A 21,680-nucleotide genomic window follows, 5' to 3' on the forward strand; every position below is an offset into this window, starting at 1 on the left:
TCAGGCGGCGGTGCGCACGGGAAGCCGCAGCCGCACGATCTCCGCGAAATAGCGCGCGCCCGTGGTCAGCACCGCGTCGTTGAAGTCGTAGCGGCCGTTGTGCAGCGGCGTGCCGCCGGGCTCGCCCTCGGCGCCGTTGCCCAGGAAGACGAAGGCGCCCGGCACGGCGCGCAGGAAGGCGCCGAAGTCTTCCGAGATCATCATCGGCGCGACGTTGGCATCGACCTTCTCTGCGCCCACCACGGCCGTGGCGGCGGCCACCGCGGTCGGCACGCATTCGGCCCAGTTCACGGTGGGCGCGAACTCGTGCGTGTAGCTGAACGTGCAGTCCGCACCGTGCATGCGGCAGATGCTTTCGCTGATCTCGCGCATGCGCGCCTCCAGCATGCGCTGCACGGCGGGGTCGTAGCTGCGCGTGTCGCCCTTGATGACCACGTTCGACGGAATCGCGTTGCGGATGCCGTCGGTGATGAACTCGGTGCACGACACCACGGCCTGCGCGCCGGGATCGAGCGTGCGTGAGACGATGGTCTGCAGCGCCAGCACGATCTGCGCGCCGATCACGATCGGGTCGATGCCCATGTGCGGTCGCGCGGCGTGCGTGCCCCGGCCGTGGATGTGGATGACGAAGTTGTCTTCGCTCGCCATCAGGCCACCCGCGCGCGTGGCGAAGGTGCCGGCAGGCAGGCCGGGCATGTTGTGCAGGCCGTAGATCTCGTCGGCCGGAAAGCGCGTGAACAGGCCGTCTTCCATCATCGCGCGGGCGCCGCGGCCGTGCTCTTCGGCGGGCTGGAAGATGAAGCGCACGGTGCCGTCGAAATCGCGCCGCTCGCGCAGCAGCTGCGCCGCGCCGAGCACCATCGCCATGTGACCGTCGTGGCCGCAGGCGTGCATGCGCCCGGGCGTGCCGGAAGCGTAGGGCCGCTCGGTTGCCAGCTCGGTGATGGCGAGCGCGTCCATCTCGGCGCGCAGGCCGATCACGCCCGTTCCGCTGCCCACCGTGAGGCTGGCGACCAGCCCGGTGCCGCCGATGCCGGTGTGCACCTCGAGCCCCAGCGCCCGCAGCGCGTTGGCAATGAAGGCCGAGGTTTTTGCTTCCTCGAAGCCGGTCTCGGGCATCGCATGCAGCTGGTGCCGCCAACCGGCCAGCTGGTCGCGCAGGGGGTGGTCTGGAAACTTCATGGCGAGATGCTATTGACAACGCGGCGGGACAGGTGCGCAAAATGAGCCGCCGCCACGCAACGTTTTTGCGTGAAGCCTTTTCTTTTCATGACGCCCCTCGACGCCCTCGACCTGCACCTGCTGGAACTGATCCAGGCCGACAGCCGCCTCTCGCAGGGCGAACTCGGCGAGCGCATCCACCTGTCGACGGCGGCGGTGAACCGCCGGCTCAAGCGCCTGCGCGACGAGGGCGTGATCCAGCGCCACGGCGCCGTGCTGTCGCCGGCCGCGCTCGGGCACCCACTCACCATCGTGGTCGAGGTCGAGGCCGAGAGCGAGCAGATCGAACGGCTCGACGCCATGAAGCAGAGCTTTCGCGACTGCCCACAGGTGCAGCAGTGCTACTACGTGACGGGCGAGTGGGACTTCATCCTCGTGTGCGTGGTGCGCGACATGGCGCAGTACACGGCACTCACCCGCCAGCTGTTTTTCCAGAGCAACAACGTCAAGCGCTTTCGCACGCTGGTGACGATGGACCCGGTGAAGGTGAGCCTGGATGTGCCGGTGTCGGTGGGGGGCTGAGGGCGCGGGCTCAGCGCACCGGCAGCATCGATCGCAGCATCAGCAGCACCGCGCCGACGATCGGGGCCATGGCCAGCAGCCGGCCGGGTTCGAAGGCCAGCCCTGCGACGGCGCCGAGGAAGCAGCCGACCTTGATCCACGTCGGCACCGCGCCCCAGCCGCGCCGATGGGTCACGGCGAATGCGGTCAACGCGACCCAGCCGAATGCGCCGCCAATGACCGACAGCGTCCAGCTCAGCAGGTAGAACGCCGAATCCGCGTCGCGGAACGCGAGGGCCGTGCCCAGGCCGCACCAGGTGTGCCACCAGCCGTCGAACAGCAGGAAACCGGTGGCCGAGGCGGCCCACCAGAAGAAGGCGTAGAGGCTGGCAATGCCGGCGAGGGCCGCCAGGCCGCCCAGCAGGCGGCGGGTGATGTCGTCGAAGGGCGTGTGGTCGCGCCAGGCTGCTGTCTGTCCGTGGTCCATGGTCGGAGCTCCATTGGGTTCGCAATGGGTCCGACGGTAGGCGGCGAATGTGCGGGCTGGATGAAGCCTTTGTGAAGCGGGGGGATCAGGCCTCGGGTGCTTCTGGCGTGGCTGGTGCGTCAGGGGAAATGCCCAGCTCCGAGCACACGCGCCCCAGCAGCGCCTTCAGCGACGCCACCTCGGTCTCGAGCCGCGCCACGTTGGCCTTGAGCGCCGCGACCTCGCCGAGCGAATCGCCGTGCGTGGCAAAGGCGCCATCGCCCGATGCGCCCGGCCCCGCCACCTCTTCCGCCGGCGGCCCGCTCAGCAGGTGCGCCCAGCGGCTTTCGCGCGCGCCGGGCAGGCGCGCCAGCTTCACCACCAGCGCGCCGGCGGGGCGCTCGGACAGCTCGTTGAGGAAGCCTTCGACCGACGAGATGTCGGCGAAGTTGTGCATGCGGTCGCAGGCGATGCGCAGTTCGCCGGCCGTCTGCGGGCCACGCAGCATCAGCACGGTGAGCAGGATGACCGACTGCGACGGAATGCGCAGCACGCGGTCGGCGTTGTGTTCGTAGCGGAAGGCGCGCCCGCCGCTGGTTTCGGCCACGAGGCTGTAGCCCTTCAGGCTCTCGATGGCGGCTTGCACCTGCGACTCGCTGAGTTCGAGCACCGGGTTGCGGCTGGTCTTCTGGTTGCAGCCCGACACCAGCGAATTGAGCGTGAGCGGGTAGCTGTCGGGCACGGTGCGCTGCTTTTCGGCCAGCACCCCGAGCACGCGGGTTTCGAGGAGGGACAGGACGGGCAGCGGTGTGGTGGACATGGCTCGGGAAGAAGGGACGACAGAAGTGAAAAGGGCACGCACGCGCCTCAGGGCGCCACCACGGCCAGCATCGGCCCGAGGTCGCGCACGAAGTCGTTGCGCTGCAGTGTCTTCGAGTAGATCGCCGACACGGTGCCGTCGAGGTACAGCGCGTCGCGGCAATGCAGCACATCGCGGAAGTAGAGCGCGAAATCGTAGAAATTCACCGGCGTTTCGGCAAAGACGAAGACGGCCGTCGGGCCCGACACGCACACGCCGTTGCGGGTCTTGCGCGAATCCGAATTGGGAATGAGCGCCGGATGCACCGCGCCGTGGCGCAGCAGCAGCGGGCCCGACTGGGTTGCCAGCTGCACGCCGCCCTTCGCAACCACCGCCGGGTACTCCGACGCCTCGACGATGCGCGGCCCCTCGGCCGTCACCAGGAACACGCCGTTGGGCTTGCGAAAGAAATTGCCGACACCGTCGGCCAAATTCAAAGGCGCTTCCTCGCGGCCTTCGCGCACCAGCAGGCCGACCGGTGCAAAGTCGGCGTGGTACATGCCGGCGTTCACCGCGAACAGCAAGTGCTTGTGGCGCGCCTTCAACCAGGCCTCGAGCCGGTCGAAGCGCTTGAAGGCGGCGCCCGTGTCGTCGTTCAGGAACAGCGCGAGCCGCTCGGTGCGAAGGTCGACCTTCACGACGGTGTAGCGCGGCGCGTCTGCGGCCCCGGCGGCGGACCACGCCAGGCCGGCGAGCAGGAAGACCAGCGCAGGCAGCAGCAGTTTTTTCATGCGACGACCTGCGCTGCCGTTTTTTTTGCTCAACCGCCGTGGATGCGCGCGACCAGCGCCTTGGTGAAGGCCGCCGTGCCGGCCGTGCCGCCGAGGTCGCCGGTGCGCACGTTGTCCAGGTTGAGCGTCTGGTCGATGGCGGTGCGCAGGCGCGTGGCCAGCTCGGGCCGCTTGACGTGGTCGAGCATGAGCGCGGCGGCCAGCAGCAGCGCGGTCGGGTTGGCGATGCCCTTGCCGGCGATGTCGGGCGCCGAGCCGTGCACGGCCTCGAAGATCGCGGCGTCGGTGCCGATGTTGGCGCCGGGCGCCATGCCCAGGCCGCCGACCAGCCCGGCCACGAGGTCCGAGAGGATGTCGCCGAACAGGTTGGTGGTCACCAGCATGTCGAACTGCCAGGGGTTGAGCACCAGCTTCATCGCGCAGGCGTCGATGATCACGGTGTCGAGCTCGAACTGGCCCTTGTACTTCTCTTCGTACAGGTCGAGGCCGGTCTCCAGGAAGAGGCCCGTGAGCGCCTTCATGATGTTGGCCTTGTGGACCAGCGTGACCTTCTTGCGGCCGGTGGCCACGGCGGTGTCGAACGCGTATTCGAGCAGGCGGCGGCTGCCCTTGCGGGTGTTGACGCCGGTGGCCATGGCCACGGCATGCGGGTCGCCGTCGATGGGCACGTAGTGCTCGTGGCCGATGTACAGGCCTTCGAGGTTCTCGCGCACGACCACGAGGTCGATCTTGTCGTAGCGACCGCCCGGGATGATGGTGCGCGCGGGGCGCAGGTTGGCGTACAGCTGGAACTCCTCGCGCAGCCGCACGTTCGACGAGCGGTAGCCGCCGCCCGAGGGAGTTTCGAGCGGGCCCTTGAGGGCGAGCCGGGTGCTGCGGATGCTGTCGAGCGTGGCCTTGGGCAGCGGGTCGCCCGAGGCCTTGACGCCGCCCAGGCCGGCGATCTGGGTGTCCCACACGAAAGGCGCCTTCAGCGCATCGAGCGCGGCCAGGGTCGCGTCGACGATTTCAGGGCCGATGCCGTCGCCGGGGATCAGGGTTGCGGGAATGGAAGTGGTCATGGAATGGGCGCTCAGGTCGGTTGGCGAAATGGCTGGCGGGCATCATCCCACGGTGTGCCTGCGCGGCAGGCCCAAGACCGTATGCCCCCAGGGACGTACAGGAAGAACGGGAAGTGGCGTCCGATTTTCCAGTCGACCTTCCCGCCCGCGCCTCAACGTTCTTCCAGGCCGTCGAGTTCGTAGCTGAAGAGCGCCTCGCCCTTGGCGGTCTTCACCTGCATCTTGATGACGCCGTACTCCGGTGCGTACCAGGAGTCGACCGCGTTGTCTTCGCCGCGGGAGCGCATGTGGCAGACGTTTTCGAAAGTGCGGGCGTTGTAGTTCGGCTTCAGTTCCAGGTTCTCGAAGCCCACGAAAACGAGGTCCGCCTGGTACTTCTTGCCGAAGTCGAACGGCTCATTGCCCGCGCTCGTCGTCTTCACGCCCTTGCCGGCCAGCTTGAAGCTGGCACCCGGCTTGACGTCGGCCGGCACCTCGGGGAACGGGGCCGCAAAGACTTCCTTGATGACCACCTTGCTGGCGTTTCCGCCGAGCGCCGCGATGCCGTACTGCTCGGAACCCAGCCGCTGGCGGCCGGTTTCGTCGAAGAAATTGACCGTCTTGACGCCGCCGTCGGTGCTGACCACGCCCATGGCGGCCTTGCCCGCGAACTGGGACTTGATGATCTGGACCTTCGAGCGGTCGCTCAGCGTGTAGGCCACGCCGGGCTTGAGCTTGAAGCAATCGGCAAAAGACGGTGCGGCGGCGATGGCGCTGGTGGTTGCCGCGGCCGCGATGGCGGCGCCCAGAATTGCCTTGAATGCAAGTGACTTGGTGTTGTGCATTGAATCCTCCCAGTGGTTCGAGCGGGGATGATGCCATGCACTTTTCGCCGATTTTTCGGCTCAATGTGGGTCGTCGGGCAGCGCCTGATCGAGCAGCGAAGCGCGCGGCGAATCCGGCGATGCAAGCACGGAGATCGATGGCGTGGGGCATAGGGGACATGCGGGACATGCGGGACATGGGGGTTGATGCGTCACCGAACCCACCGGCGGACGCCGCCACCTAAAATGCCCGGTTCCGTCCGTACCACTCCCGAAAGCGCCCTCCCCGATGTCCGCCCCGCGCAAGCTCTTCGTTACCACCGCCCTGCCGTATGCCAACGGCAAGTTCCACATCGGCCACATGATGGAATACATCCAGGCCGACATCTGGGTGCGGAACCAGCGAATGAATGGCGCCGAGGTCAACTTCGTGTGCGCCGACGACGCACACGGCGCGGCCATCACCATCGCGGCCGACAAGGCCGGCGTGACGCCGCAGGCCTTCGTGGCCGAAATCGCCGCGGGCCGCAAGCCCTACCTGGACGGCTACCACATCGCCTTCGACAACTGGCACTCGACCGACGCGCCCGAGAACCATCAGCTCGCACAAGACATCTACCGCGACCTGCGCACCGCCGGCCTCATCGAGACCAAGAGCGTCGAGCAGTTCTACGACCCGGCCAAGGGCATGTTCCTGGCCGACCGCTTCATCAAGGGCGAGTGCCCCAACTGCCACGCGAAAGACCAGTACGGCGACAACTGCGAGGTGTGCGGCGCCGTGTACGCGCCCACCGAGCTGATCAACCCGTACTCGGCGCTGTCGGGCGCCAAGCCCGAGCTGCGCAGCTCGGAGCACTTCTTCTTCAAGCTGTCGGACCCGCGCTGCGAGGCCTACCTGAAGGAATGGACCGCCGCCCCGGGCCACGTGCAGTCCGAAGTGCAGAACAAGATCCGCGAGTGGCTCTACAAGGACGACGAAGGCAAGGGCGGCCTGGGCGACTGGGACATCAGCCGCGACGCGCCCTACTTCGGCATCGAGATCCCCGATGCGCCGGGCAAGTACTTCTACGTGTGGATGGACGCACCCGTGGGCTACCTGGCCTCGCTGAAGAACCTGCTGGACAAGCGCTGCATCGAGCTGGGCGGCGACGGCATCTCGTACACCGAGTACATGGCCGACCCCGAGCTGGAGCAGGTGCACTTCATCGGCAAGGACATCATCACCTTCCACACGCTGTTCTGGCCCGCGATGCTGCATTTCAGCGGCCGCAAGGCGCCCAACGCCATCTACGTGCACGGCCACCTGACGGTGAGCGGCGAGAAGATGAGCAAGAGCCGCGGCACCGGCATCGACCCGCTGAAGTACCTGTCGATCGGGCTCGACCCCGAATGGCTGCGCTACTACATCGCCGCCAAGCTCAACGGCCGCAACGAGGACATCGACTTCAACCCCGACGACTTCGTGGCGCGCGTCAACAGCGACCTCGTGGGCAAGTACATCAACATCGCCAGCCGCGCGGCCGGCTTCATCGGCAAGCGCTTCGGCGGCCAACTGGGCGCGGTGTCGGCCGACGGCGACACGCTGCTGTCCACGCTGCGTGCTGCGGCCACGCAGGTGCAGTCGCTGTACGACGGCCGCGACTACGCCCGCGCGCTGCGCGAGGTGATGGCGCTGGCCGACAAGGTGAACGAGTACGTCGACCAGAACAAGCCCTGGGAACTGGCCAAGAAGGAAGGTGCCGAGGCGCGCCTGCACGACGTGTGCACGGTGTGCATCGAAGCTTTCCGCCTGCTCACGCTGTACCTGAAGCCGGTGCTGCCGGCGCTGGCCGTGAACGTCGAGGCCTTCCTGAAGATCGCGCCGCTGACCTGGGCCGACGCCGCGCAAGCGCTGCCGGCCGGCCACGCCATCGGCGACTACAAGCACCTGATGCAGCGTGCCGATGCCAAGGTGGTCGACAAGCTGTTCGACGTGCCGGAAGCCGCCGCAGCCGCCGCGCCCGTCGCCGTGGAAGCACAAGACCTGCCGGGCGGCGAAGCCATCGCGCCGACCATCACGATCGACGACTTCGTGAAGATCGATCTGCGCCTCGCGAAGATCGTGGCCTGCGAGAAGGTCGAGGGCTCGACCAAGCTGCTGCGCCTGACGCTCGACGCGGGCGAAGGCAAGACGCGCAATGTGTTCAGCGGCATCGCCTCGGCCTACCAGCCGGAGCAGCTCGTGGGCAAGCTCACGGTGCTGGTCGCCAACCTCGCGCCGCGCAAGATGAAGTTCGGCATCAGCGAAGGCATGGTGCTGGCCGCGAGCCATGGCGACGAAAAGGCCCACCCGGGCATCCACGTGCTCGAGCCCTGGGCGGGCGCGACGCCGGGCATGCGCGTGCGCTGACCCGACGTCGAAAAGAAGAACTAGCCGAACTTGTTGTTCAGCACGAGGTCGGCAAACACCTTGCCGCCCACCGAGATGTGGTCGCGCATCGCCTCCGCGGCGTTGTCCGCGTGGCCTTTGAGAATCCACTCGACCACCCGTTCGTGCTCCCGCTGTGAAGCGGCGAGCCGTCCGGGCTTCTCGAACATCCGGCCGCGGTAGGCCGCGATGCGCAGGCGCACGGTCTGCGCCTGTTCCACGATGAAGGGGTTGCCGCTGGCGCGGTAGATCACGCCGTGCAGCGCGGCGTTGGCCTGCTGGTAGGCCTCGGCGTCGTCTGCCTGCGCCTGTGCGGCGGTGTCGGCCAGGGCGCGCAGCAACTCGTCGCGCAGTGCCGGGCCGATGCGCAGCGCCGCCAGCCGCGCCAGCACGCCTTCGAGCTCGCCGAGCGCTTCCATCATCGCGACCAGTTCGTTCGCCCGCAGCTGGCGCACGTAGATGCCGGTGCGCGGAACGATGTCGACGAGCCCCCGCGCACTGAGCAGCAGCAGCGCCTCGCGCACCGGCGTGCGCGAGGTGTTGAAGCTCAGGGCCAGCGCCTTTTCGTCGATGGGCATGCCGGGCGACAGCACGCCGCCCAGGATGTCTTGTTCGAGCCGGGCGCGGATGCGGTCCTGCAGGCTGTGGGTGTCGAGGGTTTTCGCGGGTTGCATGGCAATCTGGATATTAGCTAACCTTACAGATATATCAATTCATCTGTTTGGTACATCAATGTCTCCCACCCTTGCGATCGACGGCCACGTCGCCTACCTGACGCTGCACCGCCCCCAGGCCGCCAACAAGCTCACGCCGGAGGACTTGCCCGTGCTGATCCAGCATGTGGACACGGTGAACCGCACGCCCGAGGTGCTGGTGCTGGTCCTGCGCGCCGAGGGTAAGTACTTTTGCAGCGGGTTTGATATATCAGAAGTAGCCACCCAGAGCCAGACCGAGGGCCGCAGCTTCGGCGAGATGGTCGATGTGTTCGAAAACTGCCGCGCGGTCACCATCGCGGCGGTGCACGGCGGCGTCTACGGCGGCGCGACCGACCTCGTGCTGGCCTGCGACTTCCGCGTGGGCGCCCGCGCCGCCGAGATGTTCATGCCGGCCGCCCGGCTCGGCCTGCACTACTACCAGAGCGGCATGGAGCGCTACGTATCGCGGCTGGGGCTGGACACGGCCAAGCGGCTGTTCCTCACCGCCGAGAAGCTCGACGGCGCCGCCATGCGCGACTGCGGCTTCCTCACGCAACTGGTCGAGGACGCCGCAGCGCTGGACACCGAGGTGCAGCGCCTGCGCACCGTGCTTGCCGGCATGGCGCCGCTGGCGCTGCTGGGCATGAAGAAGCACCTGAACCAGATCGCACGCGGCACTGCCGATGCCGCCTCCATCGCACGCGAGGTGCAGCGCACCGTCGCGTCCGAAGACCTCGCCGAGGGCGGCCGGGCCTGGCGCGAGAAGCGCACGCCGGTGTTCCAGGGCCGCTGAGCGCGCCCGCCCTTCCCTACACAAGACTCAGGAGACAACCCATGAAGCAAGAACTGCGAGCCCTCTCGTTCGCGGCCGCCGCGCTGCTGGCCTCGGCCGGCGCGCTGGCCGACACCTACCCCTCGCGGCCGATCACGCTGGTGGTGGGCTTCCCCGCCGGCGGCGGTGCCGACACCGTGGCACGCATCGTGAGCGACAAGATGGCCAAGCTGCTCGGCCAGCCGATCGTCATCGACAACAAGCCGGGCGCCGGCACCACCATCGCATCCGACCAGGTCGCGCGCGCCGCGCCCGACGGCTACACGCTGCTGCTGGGCAGCGCCAACCTCTACGGCAGCGACAAGCTGCTCTACAAGAGCGTGAAGTACGACGGCGCGAAAAGCTTCGTGCCGATCTCGCGCTGGAGCTCCGCGCCGATGCTGCTGGCCGTCAACAAGGACGTGAGCGCGAAGACCGTGCAGGCGCTGATCGCCGAGGCGCGGCAGAACCCCGGCAAGCTGGCGTATTCGTCGTCGGGCGCCGGCGTGGTCACGCACCTGGCCGGCCTGTCGTTCGAGAAGGCAGCCGGCGTGCAGATGCTGCATGTGCCGTACAAGGGCGGCGCCCCGTCGATCCAGGCCGTGGCCGCGGGCGACGTGCAGCTCACCTTCGGCACGCCGCCCTCGGTGCTGCCGATGGCGCAGGGCCAGAAGCTGCGCGTGCTGGCCGTCACCTCGGGCCAACGCTCGCCGCTCTTTCCCGACGTGCCCAGCGTGGCCGAGGCCGGCGTGAAGGGCTACGACTACACCTTCTGGTTCGGCCTCTTCGCACCCGCAGGCCTGCCGCCGGAGGTGACGCAGAAGCTGTTCGACGCCAGCGTGGCGGCGCTCAACGACCCCGAGGTGAAGGCGCGACTGGAGAAGTCGGGCAACGAGTCGGCGCCCTCGAAGTCGCTGGCCGAATTCCGTGCCTGGGCCCTGGCCGAAGGCGCGAAGTCGAAGGAACTCACCGCGCGCTCCGGCGCGAGCATCGAATGACGACCGACGCAACCAAGGCGGGCCCGCTGCAGGGCTTCACCGTCATCGACCTGACCCGCGTGCTCGCAGGCCCGTACTGCACGATGCTGCTCGCCGACCTGGGCGCGCGCGTCATCAAGGTGGAGCAGCCCGGCCTGGGCGACGACGCGCGGCAGATCGGCCCCTTCGTCGAGGGCGACTCGGCCTACTTCATGTCGGTCAACCGCAACAAGGAGTCGATTGCGCTCGACCTGAAGGCGCCGGCCGACCGCGCGGTCTTCGAACAGCTGCTGGCCACGGCCGACGTGCTGGTCGAGAACTTCCGGCCCGGCACGATGGAAAAGCTGGGCTACGACTGGCCGACGCTGCGGGCGCGCTTTCCCCAACTGGTGTTCACCTCGGTCTCGGGCTTCGGCCAGACCGGGCCGTACAGCAAGCGCCCCGCCTACGACATGGTGGTGCAGGCAATGGGCGGCATCATGAGCCTCACCGGCCACCCGGGCGCGCCGCCGACGCGCGTGGGCGTGTCGATCGGCGACCTCGGCGCGGGCCTGTACGCGGCCATCGGCACGCAGGCCGCGCTGCTGCAGCGCGGTCGCACGGGCCGGGGCGACCGGGTCGACGTGGCGATGCTCGACTGCCAGGTCGCGCTGCTCGAGAACGCGATCTCGCGCATGGAGGCGGAAGGCCGCGCGCCGGGGCCGATCGGCTCGCGGCACCCGTCGATCACGCCCTTCGACGTGTTCCGCGCAGCCGACGGCTGGTTCGTGATCGCGGCGGGCAACGACGCGCTGTTCCAGCGCCTGTGCACTGCCCTCGACCTGCCCGCGCTCGCCGAGGACGCGCGCTTTGCCACCAACGCGGCACGCTGCCAGCACCACGAGGCGCTGAAGCAATTGCTCGAAGAGCGCCTGTCGACCGCGCCCTGCGCACACTGGCAGGCGCTGCTGATGCAGCACAACATTCCCACCGGCGACTACAACGACGTGGCGGCGGTGGTGAAAGACCCGCAGGTGCAGGCGCGCGAGATGCTGGTGCAGGTGCGCACGCAGGGCGGCCAGTCGCTCACGGTGGCGGGCAACCCGGTGCATGTCGGCGGGCTGCGCACGCAGGTGCGGCGGCAGCCGCCGCGGCTGGACCAGGACCGGAAAGCCATCCTGGCGTCACTCGCGCAGGCTTGAGCAGGACGGGGCCGGCAGGTGCAGAATCCGGCCCATGCAACGCAGTGACCGCCTCCGCCCCTTCGTCCTTTCCGCGCTCGGCCTCGCGGGTGCGCTGCTGCTGAGCGGCTGCGCGGTGGTCAGCGTCGCGAGCACCGCCGTGAGCGTGGGCGCCGGCGCAGTCGGCCTCGCGGCCGATGCCGCCATCGGCACCGCGCGTATCACCGGCAAGGTGGTGGGTGCGGCGGCCGACGCGGTGATTCCCGACAGCAAGGACTGATCCGCTTCCCGCCTCAGCGCGGCAGGCCCAGCGCCGCGAGGTGCGCGGGCGTGTGCTGCGCCTTCTCCTTGCGCACGAAGGCCGAACGCAGCGCCGCGTGCGGCTCGGCCGGATCGAAGAAATTGCGCCGCATGTGCGCCAGCTCCTCGTCGCGATACGCCTGCAGCGGCTTGGCCGCTTCGTCGCGGGCGCGCACCGCCTGCTTCTGCGCAACGCGCGCAGCCAGGTCCGGCGATGCCGCCAGTTGCGCGGCCAGCCGGCCAACCTCGTCACCCAGCTCCTCCGGCGCCGCCTGCAGCACGCGCTGCGCCAGGCCCAGCGCCACCGCGCGTTTCGCGCTCACGGGCAACGCCGACTGCGTGAGCCGCTCGGCCTCGTCGGCGCCCACGCGGCGCGGCAGGCTGTAGGTCCAGTATTCGGAGCCGTGCAGGCCCATCAACGTGTAGTGCGGGTTGAGCACCACGCCGTCGCGGCACCACACCTCGTCGGCCGCAAGCGCGAGCATCACGCCGCCCGCCGCGGCATTGCCGCCCAGCGCGGCCACGGTGAGGCGGTCGGTGGTGGTGAGCACGGCCTCGACCAGGTCGTTCATCGCGTGGATGTTCGCCCACGATTCCTCCGCCGGATCGGCCGCCGCCTCGATCACGTTCAGGTGGATGCCGTTGGAGAAGAAGTCGCGCAGCCCGCCGAGCACCAGCACCGACGTCGGGCGGGTGCAGGCGAAGCGGTAGGCAACCAGCAGACGCCGGCATTGCGCGGTGCTCATGGCGCCGCCCGCGAACGAGAAGTTCAGCACGCCGACAGCGCCGTGCTCGCTGTAGCGCATGTCGGTCCAGGTGCGGCGGCCAGCGGGCAACTCGAGCGGCGCGGGCACCTCGGGCAGCCCCGCAGGCAGCCGCGCACCCAGTGCTTCGACCGCCGGCAGCTTGTAGCTCGGCAGGCCCGAACCCGGCTCGCGCCAAGGCCGCAGTTGCGTGAGCCAGACCGCGCCGTCTACCGTGGCGCGGCAGACCGCACCGGTGCGCGTGGCGATCAGTTCGCCGGGCGTGCCGCGCAGTTCGTCTTCGGCATGGCCGCCGTGCAGGTACCACGGCGCGCCCAGCAGTTCGTCGAGTACGCCGGGCTGCGAATCGGCCGCGCGCAGGTGCTGCAGCACCGAGTCGGTGGTCTGCGTGGCCCAGTCGATGCGGCGCTCGGCCTGCTTCATGAAGGGCCGCCAACCGGCGGCGAGGTCGGCCGCCTTCTGCCGCTTCGGCTTGTACGTGCCCGAGGCGAAACGCTCGACCGCCAGCAGCACCGCATCGACGGCGGCATCGGCCACCTCGCCGCGGTACAGGTCGCTCTTGCCGGCCTGCGGCGGCACCTTCAGCGGCGACCAGGCCCAGACATCGCCGGCGTCCATCTCGGCCACGGCCTCGAGCACGGTGACGCCCCAGCTGGCAACGCCGCCCTGCAGCGTCCGGTCGAGCGACGACGGGCCCCGGTCGCCGGGCGGGCCCGGGTGCACGATCAGGCAGGTGTGGACGCGCCAGACATCCTCGGGAATCGCCGTGGTCAGCATCGGCGCGACGACGAGCGCGGGCGCGTGCTGGCGCACCGCCTCACGCAGCGCCTCGTCATCGCCGAGCGCCAGCACGATGCCTGCTGTGTGACCCCGGTCCTGGAGTTCGGCCAGCACGCGCTGCGTGAGGCTGTTGAAGGCGCTCGTGACGAGCAGGATGTGCATGGGCGGCCTCATTGACGTTTGTTTCTAAACGTCAAAAATGTATCTTTCAGCCTCGCCGCCGATAAGCTGGCTGAAAGTACTCACCCCGGGAAATCGCGGGCCCGCCGCGACGGCCGGGCCACAATGACCGCACATGTCGTCACCGCTGAACCTCACCCGCTTCCGACCCCGCCTGATGGACACGATGGCGGGCTACGACCGGGGGCGGTTCCTGAGGGACCTGGGCGCGGGCGCCACGGTGGGCATCGTGGCGCTGCCGCTGGCCATGGCCTTTGCCATCGCCTCGGGGCTCAAGCCCGAGGCCGGCATCTGGACCGCGATCATCGCGGGCTTCCTGATCTCATTCCTGGGCGGCTCGGCCGTGCAGATCGGCGGGCCGGCGGGCGCGTTCATCGTGATCGTCTACGGCATCGTCGAGCGCTATGGCGTGGCCAACCTGCTGATCGCCACCGCCTGCGCGGGCGTGCTGCTGTTCATGGCGGGGCTGTTCGGGCTCGGGCGACTGGTGCGCTTCGTGCCGCTGTCGATCGTGGTCGGCTTCACCAACGGCATCGCGGTGCTGATCCTGCTGTCGCAGCTCAAGGATTTGCTCGGCCTCACGGTGGAGCGCATGCCGGCTGACGTGTTCTCGCAGCTGCACGCGATGGCGCTGCGGCTGGACACCTTCAACCCGCAGGCCTTCGCGCTCGGGCTGGCCTGCGTGCTCGGCCTGCTGGCGTGGTCGCGGCTGTTTCGCGGCGACTCGGCGCTGGCGCGTGCGGTGCAGCGCGTGGGCGGGCGGTGGGTGCAGACGCGCCCGGTGCAGATCGTCGGGCGCATCCCGGGGCCGATCGTCGCGCTGGTGTCGCTCACGCTGGTGTCGTGGGGCTTCGCGCTGCCAGTAGAGACCATCGGCACGCGCTTCGGCGGCATTCCCGAGGGCGTGCCGGCCTTCGCGCTGCCCGACTTTTCGTGGGAGACCGTCAAGCAACTGGTGACGCCGACGCTCACCATCGCGCTGCTCGGCGCCATCGAGTCGCTGCTGTGCGCGCGCGTGGCCGACCAGGTCAGCGGCCAGCCGCGCCACGACCCCAACCAGGAGCTGATGGCGCAGGGCATCGCGAACATCGTCACGCCCTTTTTCGGCGGCATGCCGGCCACGGGCACCATCGCGCGCACCGTGACCAACATCCGCTCGGGCGGCAGCTCGCCCATTGCGGGCATCGTGCATGCGGTCACGCTGCTGCTCGTGGTGCTGCTGGCGGCGCCGCTGGCGCGCCACGTGCCACTCGCGGTGCTGGCGGGCATCCTGGTGTTCGTGGGGCTGAACATGGGCGAATGGCGCGAGTTCACGCCCGGCCAGCTGCGCCACTTCAGCCGCCACTACCGGCTGCTGATGCTCGGCACCTTCTTACTCACCGTGGTGTTCGACCTCACGGTGGCGGTGCAGGTGGGCATCGTGCTGGCGTGTGCGCTCTTCATCCGGCGCATGAGCGGGCTGTTCAGCGTCGAGCTCGTGACCTTGCAGCCGCCGGTGCTCACCTACCGGCTGTACGGCGCGATGTTCTTCGGCGCGGCGGCCAAGCTCGACGAAGCAGTGAACGCCGCTGAGCGCGCACCGCGCGGCATGACGGTGGTGCTGGACGCCACGCACCTGATCTACATCGATGCCACCGGCGTCGATGCGCTGCGGCAGCTGCACCGGGCGGTGCTGGCGCGCGACGGGCTGTTGCGCATCGAGTCGCTGCAACCGCAGCCGCTGGAGGTGCTGGAGCGTTCAGGCTTCGCCGAGGAGCTGACGACGGGCCAGCCCGGCGCGTCGCACAGCGCCTGATTGCCGCGCTACGGCGCCTCGGTGCCCCGGTCGGGCGACGACCCGCTGCGCACCACGCGCTGGTCGTCGTTCAGCGTGGCCGTGAACACCATCGACGAGTTCGGCGGCTGCACCCAGCGCCATTCCCATTCGGTCTCGCGCTTGAGCGCATAGGGCGTGACCTTGGCCGGCTTGCCGAGCAGCTTGCGCAGGTCTTCCATCATCATGCCGGGCTGCACCTTGGCGAAGTTCTCGGGCGTGAGCACCTGGCGCAGCGCGCTCATCTTGCCGTCGGCGCCGATGGTGATCATGTAGTTCTTCTGGCCCTGCGGCTGGCGGTTGAACTCCAGCACGCGGCCGTTGGGCACGTCCCAGACGTTCTCGGGTTCGCCGAAACGCGCGCGCACGTCGGCCTCGGTCGAGACGCCTTCTTCGAGCTCGCTGATGCGCTGCGGATCGCAGCCGGCGAGCCCGATGAGCCCCGCCAGCAGAGCCGCTGCAAGGCCGATCCGGCCCTTCTGAAATCGTTGCATGCCGTCCCCGGTAAAATTCGAGCGATAAAGGTCCAGTCTATGTCTATCTTCCGCCGCCCCCACTACACCTCCGAGATCACGAACTTCATCGAGGAGATGAAGGAAAAGAAGCCGACGCTGGAAGCCGAACAGCGCGCCGGCCGCGCCCTGCTCTGGGACAAGCACCTCGACCGCAGCCTGCTCGAGGAGTACAGCGAAGCCCGCGTGCCGATGCAGCCGTACGTCTACCAGACCCAACCCAAGTGAATGGTGCCCACCCGGCATCCCGCCGCCCCGCGTGCGCGCACAGCTATTAAGTTGATAGCAACCGCCTCATGAGCGCAGACGAGGACAACGGCACGATCGTGGCCAGCATGCCCGAGGTCGTCGACCAGGTCGCCCTGGCCCGGCTCTACGGCGAGCCGCTGTTCGCGATGCCGAAAGACCTGTACATCCCGCCCGAGGCGCTGCAGGTTTTTCTGGAGGCCTTCGAGGGCCCGCTCGACCTGTTGCTGTACCTGATCCGCAAGCAGAACTTCAACATCCTCGACATCCCGATGGCGGGACTCACGCGGCAGTACCTGAGCTACGTCGACGAAATTCGCCAGACCAACCTCGAACTCGCGGCCGAATACCTGCTGATGGCCGCGATGCTGATCGAGATCAAGTCGCGCATGCTGCTGCCGCCCAAGAAGGTGGCCGACGGCGAAGAAGCCGAAGACCCGCGCGCCGAACTGGTTCGCCGGCTCATGGAGTACGAGCAGACCAAGCTGCAGGCCGCCGCCATCAGCGCGCTGCCCACCTACGGGCGCGACTTCTGGAAGGCGCAGGTCTACATCGAGCAGTCGATCAAGCCGCGCTTCCCCGACGTCGACGTGGTCGAGCTGCGCGATGCCTGGGCCGACATCATGAAGCGCGCCAAGCTCGTGCAGCACCACAAGATCTCACGCGAAGAACTCAACGTGCGCGAGCACATGAGCATCGTGCTGCGCCACCTGCAGGGCCAGCGTTTCGTCGAGTTCGAAAAGCTCTTCGATGTTTCGCGCGGCGTGCCCGTGCTGATCGTCACCTTCATCGCGATGCTCGAGCTCGCGAAAGAAACGCTGATCGACATCACGCAGGCCGAGGCCTTCGCCCCTATTTACGTCCGACTGGCCTACTCGCCGGCCTGACCCTACCGGTTCCCACGCCTGTGACTTCCGCCGTTCGCGACTTCGACGTCCTCATTGTCGGCAGCGGCCTCGCAGGCCTCTCCGCCGCACTGCACCTGGCCCCCACGCACCGCGTGGCCGTGCTTACCAAGCGCGCGCTCAACGACGGCTCCAGCGCCTGGGCGCAAGGCGGCATCGCGGCCGTGCTGGCGGCGGGCGACAGCTTCGACGCCCACGTGGAAGACACGCTGGTGGCCGGTGCCGGCCTGTGCGACCCCGAGGCCACGCGCTTCGTGGTCGAAGGCGCGCCGCAGGCCATCGGCTGGTTGCGCGAACTGGGCGTGCCCTTCTCGGAAGAAGGCGGCGACCTGCACCTGACGCGCGAAGGCGGCCACAGCCAGCGCCGCATCGTGCACGTGACCGACGCCACGGGCGCGGCCGTGCAGCAGGTGCTGATCGAGCGGGTGCGCCGCACGCCCAACATCACGCTGTTCGAGCACCACACGCTGGTCGACCTGGTCACCGGCACCAAGCTCGGCCTGGCCGATCCGTCGTGCCAGGGCCTGTACGCGCTGGACGGCGAGACCGACGAGGTGCTGGCCTTCCGCGCGCCGCACACCATCCTGGCGACCGGCGGCGCAGGCAAGGTGTACCTGTACACCACCAACCCCGACACCGCCACCGGCGACGGCATTGCCGCCGCCTGGCGCGCGGGCTGCCGGGTGTCGAACCTGGAGTTCATCCAGTTCCACCCGACCTGCCTGTACCACCCGCACGCGAAGTCGTTCCTGATCAGCGAGGCGGTGCGTGGTGAGGGCGGCCTGCTGAAGCTGCCCGACGGCACGCGCTTCATGCCCACGCACGACGAGCGCGCCGAACTCGCGCCGCGCGACGTGGTGGCCCGCGCCATCGACTTCGAGATGAAGAAGCACGGGCTCGATTGCGTGTACCTCGACATCTCGCACCAGCCGCCCGCGTTCCTGAAAGAACACTTCCCCAACATCCTGGCGCGCTGCCTGGAGCTGGGCATCGACATCACGCGCGAGCCGATTCCCGTGGTGCCCGCCGCGCACTACACCTGCGGCGGCGTGCTCAGCGACCTGGCCGGTCGCACCGACATCCCGGGCCTGTACGCCATCGGCGAAACCGCCTGCACCGGCCTGCACGGCGCCAACCGGCTGGCCAGCAACTCGCTGGTCGAGTGCATGGTGTTCGCGCGCGCCGCGGCCGATGCCATTGCGCAGGCCCCGTCGCGCGAACGCGCCGCGCTGCCCGCCTGGGACGAAAGCCGCGTCACCGACGCCGACGAAGCCGTGGTCATCTCCCACAACTGGGACGAGCTGCGCCGCTTCATGTGGGACTACGTCGGCATCGTACGCACCAACAAGCGCCTGGAGCGTGCGAGCCACCGCATCGCGCTGCTGCAGGCCGAGATCCAGGAGTTCTACGCGAACTTCCACGTCACGCGCGACCTGCTCGAACTGCGCAACCTGGTGCAGGTGGCCGAGCTGATCGTGCGTTCCGCGCAGGCCCGCCACGAGAGCCGTGGCCTGCATTTCAGTCGCGATTACCCTTCGCTGGCCGAGCCCACCGCACCCACCGTGCTGGTGCCGCCGGTCGACTGAGCCCACCCTTCGTCACCTTTCGATCACCCTCAGGATGCCCGGCCACCGACGCCCGCAGGGAGAAAGCCAACCATGTCGAACACACCTTCCACACCCACCTCACCGTCCGAAGCTCTGTCCGAAGCCCCGGCCGGCACGCCCTACGGCACGCTGCCGCCCGCCTCGCCGCTGGCGCAGCGCAAGCCCGTGAGCCTGCCGCGGCTGGCCGACATGCATGCGCGCGGCGAAAAGATCGCCATGCTCACCGCCTACGACGCCACCTTCGCGGCCATGGCCGACGCAGCCGGCATCGACTGCCTGCTGGTCGGCGACTCGCTGGGCATGGTCTGCCAGGGCCTGAACAGCACCGTGGGCGTGAGCCTCGAAGCCATGCGCTATCACACCGACAGCGTCTCGCGCGGCCTGCGCCGCGTGCAGGGCACGACCTGGCTCATCGCCGACCTGCCCTTTGGCAGCTATCAAGAATCGCGCGAGCAGGCTCTTCGTAGCGCCACCGTGCTGATGCAGGCCGGCGCGCACATGGTCAAGCTCGAAGGCGGCGGCTGGACCACCGAGACCGTGCGCTTCCTGGTCGAACGCGGCATTCCCGTGTGCGCCCACCTCGGCCTGACGCCGCAGACCGTGCATGCGCTCGGCGGCTACCGCGTGCAGGGCAAGGGCGACACCGCCGGCGCGCTGCTCAAGCAGCAGGCCCACGCGCTGCAGGACGCGGGCGCAACCATGCTGGTGCTCGAAATGGTGCCGGCCGCGCTGGCCGCCGAACTCACCACGGAGCTGAAGCACTGCGCCACCATCGGCATCGGCGCCGGCAAAGCCACTGCCGGCCAGGTGCTCGTGCTGCACGACATGCTGGGCATCAACCTCGGGAAGATGCCGAAGTTCGTGCGCAACTTCATGGCCGACGCGCCGGGCGTGCTGCCCGCGCTGCAGGCCTACGTGCAGGCCGTGAAGAACGGCAGCTTCCCCGACGACCGCCTCCACGCCTGGTAAGCCCCGAAGGACACCGACCATGTACATCGCCAAGACCATCGACGAGCTGCGCCAGCACCTGTCTTCCAGCCGCCGCCCCACCTTCGTGCCCACCATGGGCAACCTGCACGAGGGCCACCTCGCGCTCGTGCGGCAGGCCAAGCCGCTGGGCGACGCCACGGTGGCGAGCATCTTCGTGAACCGCCTGCAGTTTTTGCCGCACGAAGACTTCGATACCTACCCGCGCACCTGGGACAGCGACTGCGAGAAGCTGCGCGCCGCCGGCTGCGACGTGCTGTTCGCGCCCGACGAGAAGGCGCTCTACCCCGAGCCCCAGACCTGCAAGGTGCACCCCGACCCGACGCTGGCCGACCTGCTCGAAGGGCACTTCCGCCCCGGCTTCTTCATCGGCGTGTGCACGGTGGTGATGAAGCTGTTCCAGTGCGTGCAGCCGCGCGTGGCCGTGTTCGGAAAGAAGGACTACCAGCAGCTGATGATGATCCGCCACATGGTGCGGCAGTTTGCGATGCCCATCGAGATCGTCGGCGGCGAGACCTTCCGCGCCGACGACGGCCTGGCGCTTTCGTCGCGCAACGGCTACCTGAGCGCCACCGAACGCGCCGAGGCCGTGCAGCTGTCGAAGGCGCTGCGAGACATGGCCGAGGCCGTGCGCGCCGGCGAGCGCGACGTGGCGGCCCTCGAGGCGCGCGCCATGCAGTCGCTCACGCAGCGCGGCTGGCAGCCCGACTACCTCGTGCTGCGCCGCCGCGCCGACCTGCAGACGCCGCAACCCGGCGATGCGCTCGTGGCCCTGGCCGCCGCGCGGCTGGGCAGCACGCGACTCATCGACAACCTCGAAATCGACACCCCTCTTTCAGCATGACCTACAGCGTCAAGGAAATCTTCTACACGCTGCAGGGCGAAGGCGGCCAGGCCGGCATGCCGGCCGTGTTCTGCCGCTTCGCCGGCTGCAACCTCTGGACCGGCCGCGAGGAAGACCGCGACACGGCCATCTGCCGTTTCTGCGACACCGATTTCGTCGGCACCGACGGCACGCTGGGCGGCAAGTTCAAGAGCGCCGACCAACTCGCCGACACCATCGCCGCGCAATGGCCCGCCGGCGACACCGCGCACCGGCTGGTGGTGCTCACGGGCGGCGAGCCGCTGCTGCAGGTCGATGCGGCGCTGGTCGATGCGCTGCACGCGCGGCACTTCCGCATCGCGGTCGAGAGCAACGGCACGGTCGCCGCGCCCGCGGGCATCGACTGGCTGTGCATCAGCCCCAAGGCCGGCGCGCCGTGGGTGCAGCAGCGCGGCCAGGAGCTGAAGCTGGTGTGGCCGCAGGCCGGGTTCGACCTCGACACGATGGCGCGCACGGGCGAGTTCACGCACCGTTTCCTGCAGCCGATGGACGGGCCCGACCGGCTCGCCAACACCGAACGCTGCATCGACGAATGCATGAGGCAGCCGGTATGGCGCCTCAGCGTGCAGACCCACAAGATCACGGGCATCCGCTGACGCGGCGGCCTCCTTCTTTTTCCTTCATTTCCGAGTTTCTTTTTTCTGACGATGCGCTTCACCATCAGCCAACGCTTCTTCTTCGACGCCGCCCACACGCTCAAACGCGAGATCGAAGTCGAAGGCAGCCGCCGCATTCACGGCCACACGTATCACGCAGAGGTGTGGCTTGCGGGCGAGCGCGACCCGGTGACGGGCATGGTGATCGACCTGGGCCTGCTGCGCCGACGGCTCGAGGATGTGCGCGAACAGCTCGACCACCATCTGCTGGACGACGTGCCGGGGCTGCATCCGCCGACGCTGGAGAACCTGTGTGTGTTCATTGCGGAGGCGCTGCCGGATCTGCGGGCCTCGCTGGCGCGCGTGCGCGTGTGGCGCGAGGCGCTGGGCGATTCCTGCACGGTGGAGTTCTAGA

Annotated in this window: 23 protein-coding genes; 14 read left to right on the plus strand and 9 right to left on the minus strand. The window is 68.7% G+C overall.

The genetic code is table 11. From position 1 onward, the window contains the following. On the minus strand, window positions 1–1,182 hold the full coding sequence (locus tag CLU95_RS08495; protein WP_099792198.1) for a M20 aminoacylase family protein: 1,182 nt from the start codon (window positions 1,180–1,182) through the stop codon (window positions 1–3). Window positions 1,183–1,269: 87 nt separating this feature from the next. Here CLU95_RS08495 and CLU95_RS08500 point away from each other — a divergent pair, with 87 nt between their 5' ends. Further along, a complete protein-coding gene (locus CLU95_RS08500; protein ID WP_099792200.1) occupies window positions 1,270–1,743 on the plus strand; it encodes an Lrp/AsnC family transcriptional regulator in 474 nt (157 codons plus the stop codon). A gap of 10 nt (window positions 1,744–1,753) precedes the next feature. Here the strand turns inward: CLU95_RS08500 and CLU95_RS08505 are convergent, their stop codons facing one another. The 5 genes from CLU95_RS08505 to CLU95_RS08525 all read right to left on the minus strand — a co-directional run bounded on the left by CLU95_RS08505 (window position 1,754) and on the right by CLU95_RS08525 (window position 5,663). Next, window positions 1,754–2,209 carry a hypothetical protein gene (locus CLU95_RS08505; RefSeq protein ID WP_099792202.1) on the minus strand — a complete coding sequence of 152 codons (456 nt, stop codon included), beginning with the start codon at window positions 2,207–2,209 and terminating at the stop codon, window positions 1,754–1,756. 85 nt (window positions 2,210–2,294) lie between these two features. Further along, window positions 2,295–3,008: a YceH family protein gene (locus tag CLU95_RS08510; protein WP_099792204.1), complete on the minus strand. Its 714-nt coding sequence runs from the start codon at window positions 3,006–3,008 to the stop codon at window positions 2,295–2,297. 47 nt (window positions 3,009–3,055) lie between these two features. Next, complete coding sequence (locus CLU95_RS08515) at window positions 3,056–3,778, minus strand: phosphodiester glycosidase family protein (RefSeq protein ID WP_099792206.1); 723 nt, start codon at window positions 3,776–3,778, stop codon at window positions 3,056–3,058. A 29-nt stretch (window positions 3,779–3,807) separates the two neighbouring features. Further along, a complete protein-coding gene (locus CLU95_RS08520) occupies window positions 3,808–4,839 on the minus strand; it encodes an isocitrate/isopropylmalate dehydrogenase family protein (RefSeq protein ID WP_099792208.1) in 1,032 nt (343 codons plus the stop codon). 152 nt (window positions 4,840–4,991) lie between these two features. After that, entirely contained in the window at window positions 4,992–5,663 is a 672-nt protein-coding gene (locus CLU95_RS08525) for a hypothetical protein (RefSeq protein WP_099792210.1), read from the minus strand. A gap of 268 nt (window positions 5,664–5,931) precedes the next feature. Here CLU95_RS08525 and metG point away from each other — a divergent pair, with 268 nt between their 5' ends. After that, window positions 5,932–8,031, plus strand: a complete 2,100-nt coding sequence (gene metG, locus CLU95_RS08530) for a methionine--tRNA ligase (RefSeq protein WP_099792212.1) — start codon at window positions 5,932–5,934, stop codon at window positions 8,029–8,031. 20 nt (window positions 8,032–8,051) lie between these two features. Here the strand turns inward: metG and CLU95_RS08535 are convergent, their stop codons facing one another. Beyond that, complete coding sequence (locus tag CLU95_RS08535) at window positions 8,052–8,723, minus strand: GntR family transcriptional regulator (protein ID WP_099792214.1); 672 nt, start codon at window positions 8,721–8,723, stop codon at window positions 8,052–8,054. A 58-nt stretch (window positions 8,724–8,781) separates the two neighbouring features. Between CLU95_RS08535 and CLU95_RS08540 the strand changes: the two genes are divergently transcribed. Genes CLU95_RS08540 through CLU95_RS08555 form a run of 4 tightly spaced genes read left to right on the plus strand, consistent with a single transcriptional unit; the run spans window position 8,782 to window position 11,972 of the window. Continuing rightward, window positions 8,782–9,537, plus strand: coding sequence for an enoyl-CoA hydratase/isomerase family protein (locus CLU95_RS08540; RefSeq protein ID WP_099792216.1), 756 nt, complete (start codon window positions 8,782–8,784; stop codon window positions 9,535–9,537). Between the two features lie 41 nt (window positions 9,538–9,578). Beyond that, entirely contained in the window at window positions 9,579–10,553 is a 975-nt protein-coding gene (locus CLU95_RS08545; RefSeq protein WP_099792218.1) for a Bug family tripartite tricarboxylate transporter substrate binding protein, read from the plus strand. Continuing rightward, a complete protein-coding gene (locus tag CLU95_RS08550) occupies window positions 10,550–11,713 on the plus strand; it encodes a CaiB/BaiF CoA transferase family protein (RefSeq protein ID WP_099792220.1) in 1,164 nt (387 codons plus the stop codon). The genes CLU95_RS08545 and CLU95_RS08550 overlap by 4 nt, the downstream gene beginning before the upstream one ends. A gap of 34 nt (window positions 11,714–11,747) precedes the next feature. Further along, window positions 11,748–11,972 (plus strand): hypothetical protein, encoded by a 225-nt coding sequence (locus CLU95_RS08555; RefSeq protein WP_099792222.1) that lies wholly within the window; start codon window positions 11,748–11,750, stop codon window positions 11,970–11,972. Window positions 11,973–11,985: 13 nt separating this feature from the next. Here the strand turns inward: CLU95_RS08555 and CLU95_RS08560 are convergent, their stop codons facing one another. Then, window positions 11,986–13,698 (minus strand): hydrogenase maturation protein, encoded by a 1,713-nt coding sequence (locus CLU95_RS08560; RefSeq protein ID WP_099792224.1) that lies wholly within the window; start codon window positions 13,696–13,698, stop codon window positions 11,986–11,988. A gap of 133 nt (window positions 13,699–13,831) precedes the next feature. Here CLU95_RS08560 and CLU95_RS08565 point away from each other — a divergent pair, with 133 nt between their 5' ends. Then, window positions 13,832–15,511: a SulP family inorganic anion transporter gene (locus tag CLU95_RS08565; RefSeq protein ID WP_099792226.1), complete on the plus strand. Its 1,680-nt coding sequence runs from the start codon at window positions 13,832–13,834 to the stop codon at window positions 15,509–15,511. An 8-nt stretch (window positions 15,512–15,519) separates the two neighbouring features. Here the strand turns inward: CLU95_RS08565 and CLU95_RS08570 are convergent, their stop codons facing one another. Further along, window positions 15,520–16,023 carry an outer membrane protein assembly factor BamE gene (locus tag CLU95_RS08570; RefSeq protein ID WP_099792228.1) on the minus strand — a complete coding sequence of 168 codons (504 nt, stop codon included), beginning with the start codon at window positions 16,021–16,023 and terminating at the stop codon, window positions 15,520–15,522. Between the two features lie 39 nt (window positions 16,024–16,062). On the opposite strand from CLU95_RS08570, the gene CLU95_RS08575 reads away from it, so the two are divergent. The 7 genes from CLU95_RS08575 (at window position 16,063) to CLU95_RS08605 (ending at window position 21,679) form a co-directional block, all read left to right on the plus strand. After that, entirely contained in the window at window positions 16,063–16,269 is a 207-nt protein-coding gene (locus tag CLU95_RS08575) for a DUF3460 family protein (protein ID WP_056578352.1), read from the plus strand. 68 nt (window positions 16,270–16,337) lie between these two features. Beyond that, window positions 16,338–17,174 (plus strand): segregation and condensation protein A, encoded by an 837-nt coding sequence (locus tag CLU95_RS08580; protein WP_056578351.1) that lies wholly within the window; start codon window positions 16,338–16,340, stop codon window positions 17,172–17,174. Between the two features lie 20 nt (window positions 17,175–17,194). Further along, complete coding sequence (gene nadB, locus CLU95_RS08585) at window positions 17,195–18,778, plus strand: L-aspartate oxidase (RefSeq protein ID WP_099792230.1); 1,584 nt, start codon at window positions 17,195–17,197, stop codon at window positions 18,776–18,778. A gap of 72 nt (window positions 18,779–18,850) precedes the next feature. Further along, window positions 18,851–19,768, plus strand: a complete 918-nt coding sequence (gene panB / locus CLU95_RS08590) for a 3-methyl-2-oxobutanoate hydroxymethyltransferase (RefSeq protein WP_257214566.1) — start codon at window positions 18,851–18,853, stop codon at window positions 19,766–19,768. 19 nt (window positions 19,769–19,787) lie between these two features. Beyond that, the gene (gene panC, locus CLU95_RS08595; RefSeq protein ID WP_099792232.1) at window positions 19,788–20,630 is read left to right on the plus strand and encodes a pantoate--beta-alanine ligase; all 843 of its coding nucleotides are present in this window, start codon (window positions 19,788–19,790) and stop codon (window positions 20,628–20,630) included. Continuing rightward, window positions 20,627–21,265 (plus strand): 7-carboxy-7-deazaguanine synthase, encoded by a 639-nt coding sequence (gene queE, locus CLU95_RS08600; RefSeq protein ID WP_099792234.1) that lies wholly within the window; start codon window positions 20,627–20,629, stop codon window positions 21,263–21,265. The genes panC and queE overlap by 4 nt, the downstream gene beginning before the upstream one ends. 51 nt (window positions 21,266–21,316) lie before the next feature. Further along, the gene (locus tag CLU95_RS08605) at window positions 21,317–21,679 is read left to right on the plus strand and encodes a 6-pyruvoyl trahydropterin synthase family protein (protein ID WP_056578341.1); all 363 of its coding nucleotides are present in this window, start codon (window positions 21,317–21,319) and stop codon (window positions 21,677–21,679) included. The last annotated feature ends 1 nt before the right edge of the window (window position 21,680 follow it).

It is taken from the genome of Variovorax sp. 54 (assembly GCF_002754375.1).
In the GTDB taxonomy this organism is placed as follows: Bacteria; Pseudomonadota; Gammaproteobacteria; order Burkholderiales; family Burkholderiaceae_C; genus Variovorax.

Excerpts from the sequence above, each read along its gene's own strand:
- CLU95_RS08495 (WP_099792198.1), bottom strand. The coding sequence starts at position 1,182 with ATGAAGTTTCCAGACCACCCCCTGCGCGACCAGCTGGCCGGTTGGCGG.
- CLU95_RS08500 (WP_099792200.1), top strand. The coding sequence starts at position 1,270 with ATGACGCCCCTCGACGCCCTCGACCTGCACCTGCTGGAACTGATCCAG.
- CLU95_RS08505 (WP_099792202.1), bottom strand. The coding sequence starts at position 2,209 with ATGGACCACGGACAGACAGCAGCCTGGCGCGACCACACGCCCTTCGAC.
- CLU95_RS08510 (WP_099792204.1), bottom strand. The coding sequence starts at position 3,008 with ATGTCCACCACACCGCTGCCCGTCCTGTCCCTCCTCGAAACCCGCGTG.
- CLU95_RS08515 (WP_099792206.1), bottom strand. The coding sequence starts at position 3,778 with ATGAAAAAACTGCTGCTGCCTGCGCTGGTCTTCCTGCTCGCCGGCCTG.
- CLU95_RS08520 (WP_099792208.1), bottom strand. The coding sequence starts at position 4,839 with ATGACCACTTCCATTCCCGCAACCCTGATCCCCGGCGACGGCATCGGC.
- CLU95_RS08525 (WP_099792210.1), bottom strand. The coding sequence starts at position 5,663 with ATGCACAACACCAAGTCACTTGCATTCAAGGCAATTCTGGGCGCCGCC.
- metG (WP_099792212.1), top strand. The coding sequence starts at position 5,932 with ATGTCCGCCCCGCGCAAGCTCTTCGTTACCACCGCCCTGCCGTATGCC.
- CLU95_RS08535 (WP_099792214.1), bottom strand. The coding sequence starts at position 8,723 with ATGCAACCCGCGAAAACCCTCGACACCCACAGCCTGCAGGACCGCATC.
- CLU95_RS08540 (WP_099792216.1), top strand. The coding sequence starts at position 8,782 with ATGTCTCCCACCCTTGCGATCGACGGCCACGTCGCCTACCTGACGCTG.
- CLU95_RS08545 (WP_099792218.1), top strand. The coding sequence starts at position 9,579 with ATGAAGCAAGAACTGCGAGCCCTCTCGTTCGCGGCCGCCGCGCTGCTG.
- CLU95_RS08550 (WP_099792220.1), top strand. The coding sequence starts at position 10,550 with ATGACGACCGACGCAACCAAGGCGGGCCCGCTGCAGGGCTTCACCGTC.
- CLU95_RS08555 (WP_099792222.1), top strand. The coding sequence starts at position 11,748 with ATGCAACGCAGTGACCGCCTCCGCCCCTTCGTCCTTTCCGCGCTCGGC.
- CLU95_RS08560 (WP_099792224.1), bottom strand. The coding sequence starts at position 13,698 with ATGCACATCCTGCTCGTCACGAGCGCCTTCAACAGCCTCACGCAGCGC.
- CLU95_RS08565 (WP_099792226.1), top strand. The coding sequence starts at position 13,832 with ATGTCGTCACCGCTGAACCTCACCCGCTTCCGACCCCGCCTGATGGAC.
- CLU95_RS08570 (WP_099792228.1), bottom strand. The coding sequence starts at position 16,023 with ATGCAACGATTTCAGAAGGGCCGGATCGGCCTTGCAGCGGCTCTGCTG.
- CLU95_RS08575 (WP_056578352.1), top strand. The coding sequence starts at position 16,063 with ATGTCTATCTTCCGCCGCCCCCACTACACCTCCGAGATCACGAACTTC.
- CLU95_RS08580 (WP_056578351.1), top strand. The coding sequence starts at position 16,338 with ATGAGCGCAGACGAGGACAACGGCACGATCGTGGCCAGCATGCCCGAG.
- panB (WP_257214566.1), top strand. The coding sequence starts at position 18,851 with ATGTCGAACACACCTTCCACACCCACCTCACCGTCCGAAGCTCTGTCC.
- panC (WP_099792232.1), top strand. The coding sequence starts at position 19,788 with ATGTACATCGCCAAGACCATCGACGAGCTGCGCCAGCACCTGTCTTCC.
- queE (WP_099792234.1), top strand. The coding sequence starts at position 20,627 with ATGACCTACAGCGTCAAGGAAATCTTCTACACGCTGCAGGGCGAAGGC.
- CLU95_RS08605 (WP_056578341.1), top strand. The coding sequence starts at position 21,317 with ATGCGCTTCACCATCAGCCAACGCTTCTTCTTCGACGCCGCCCACACG.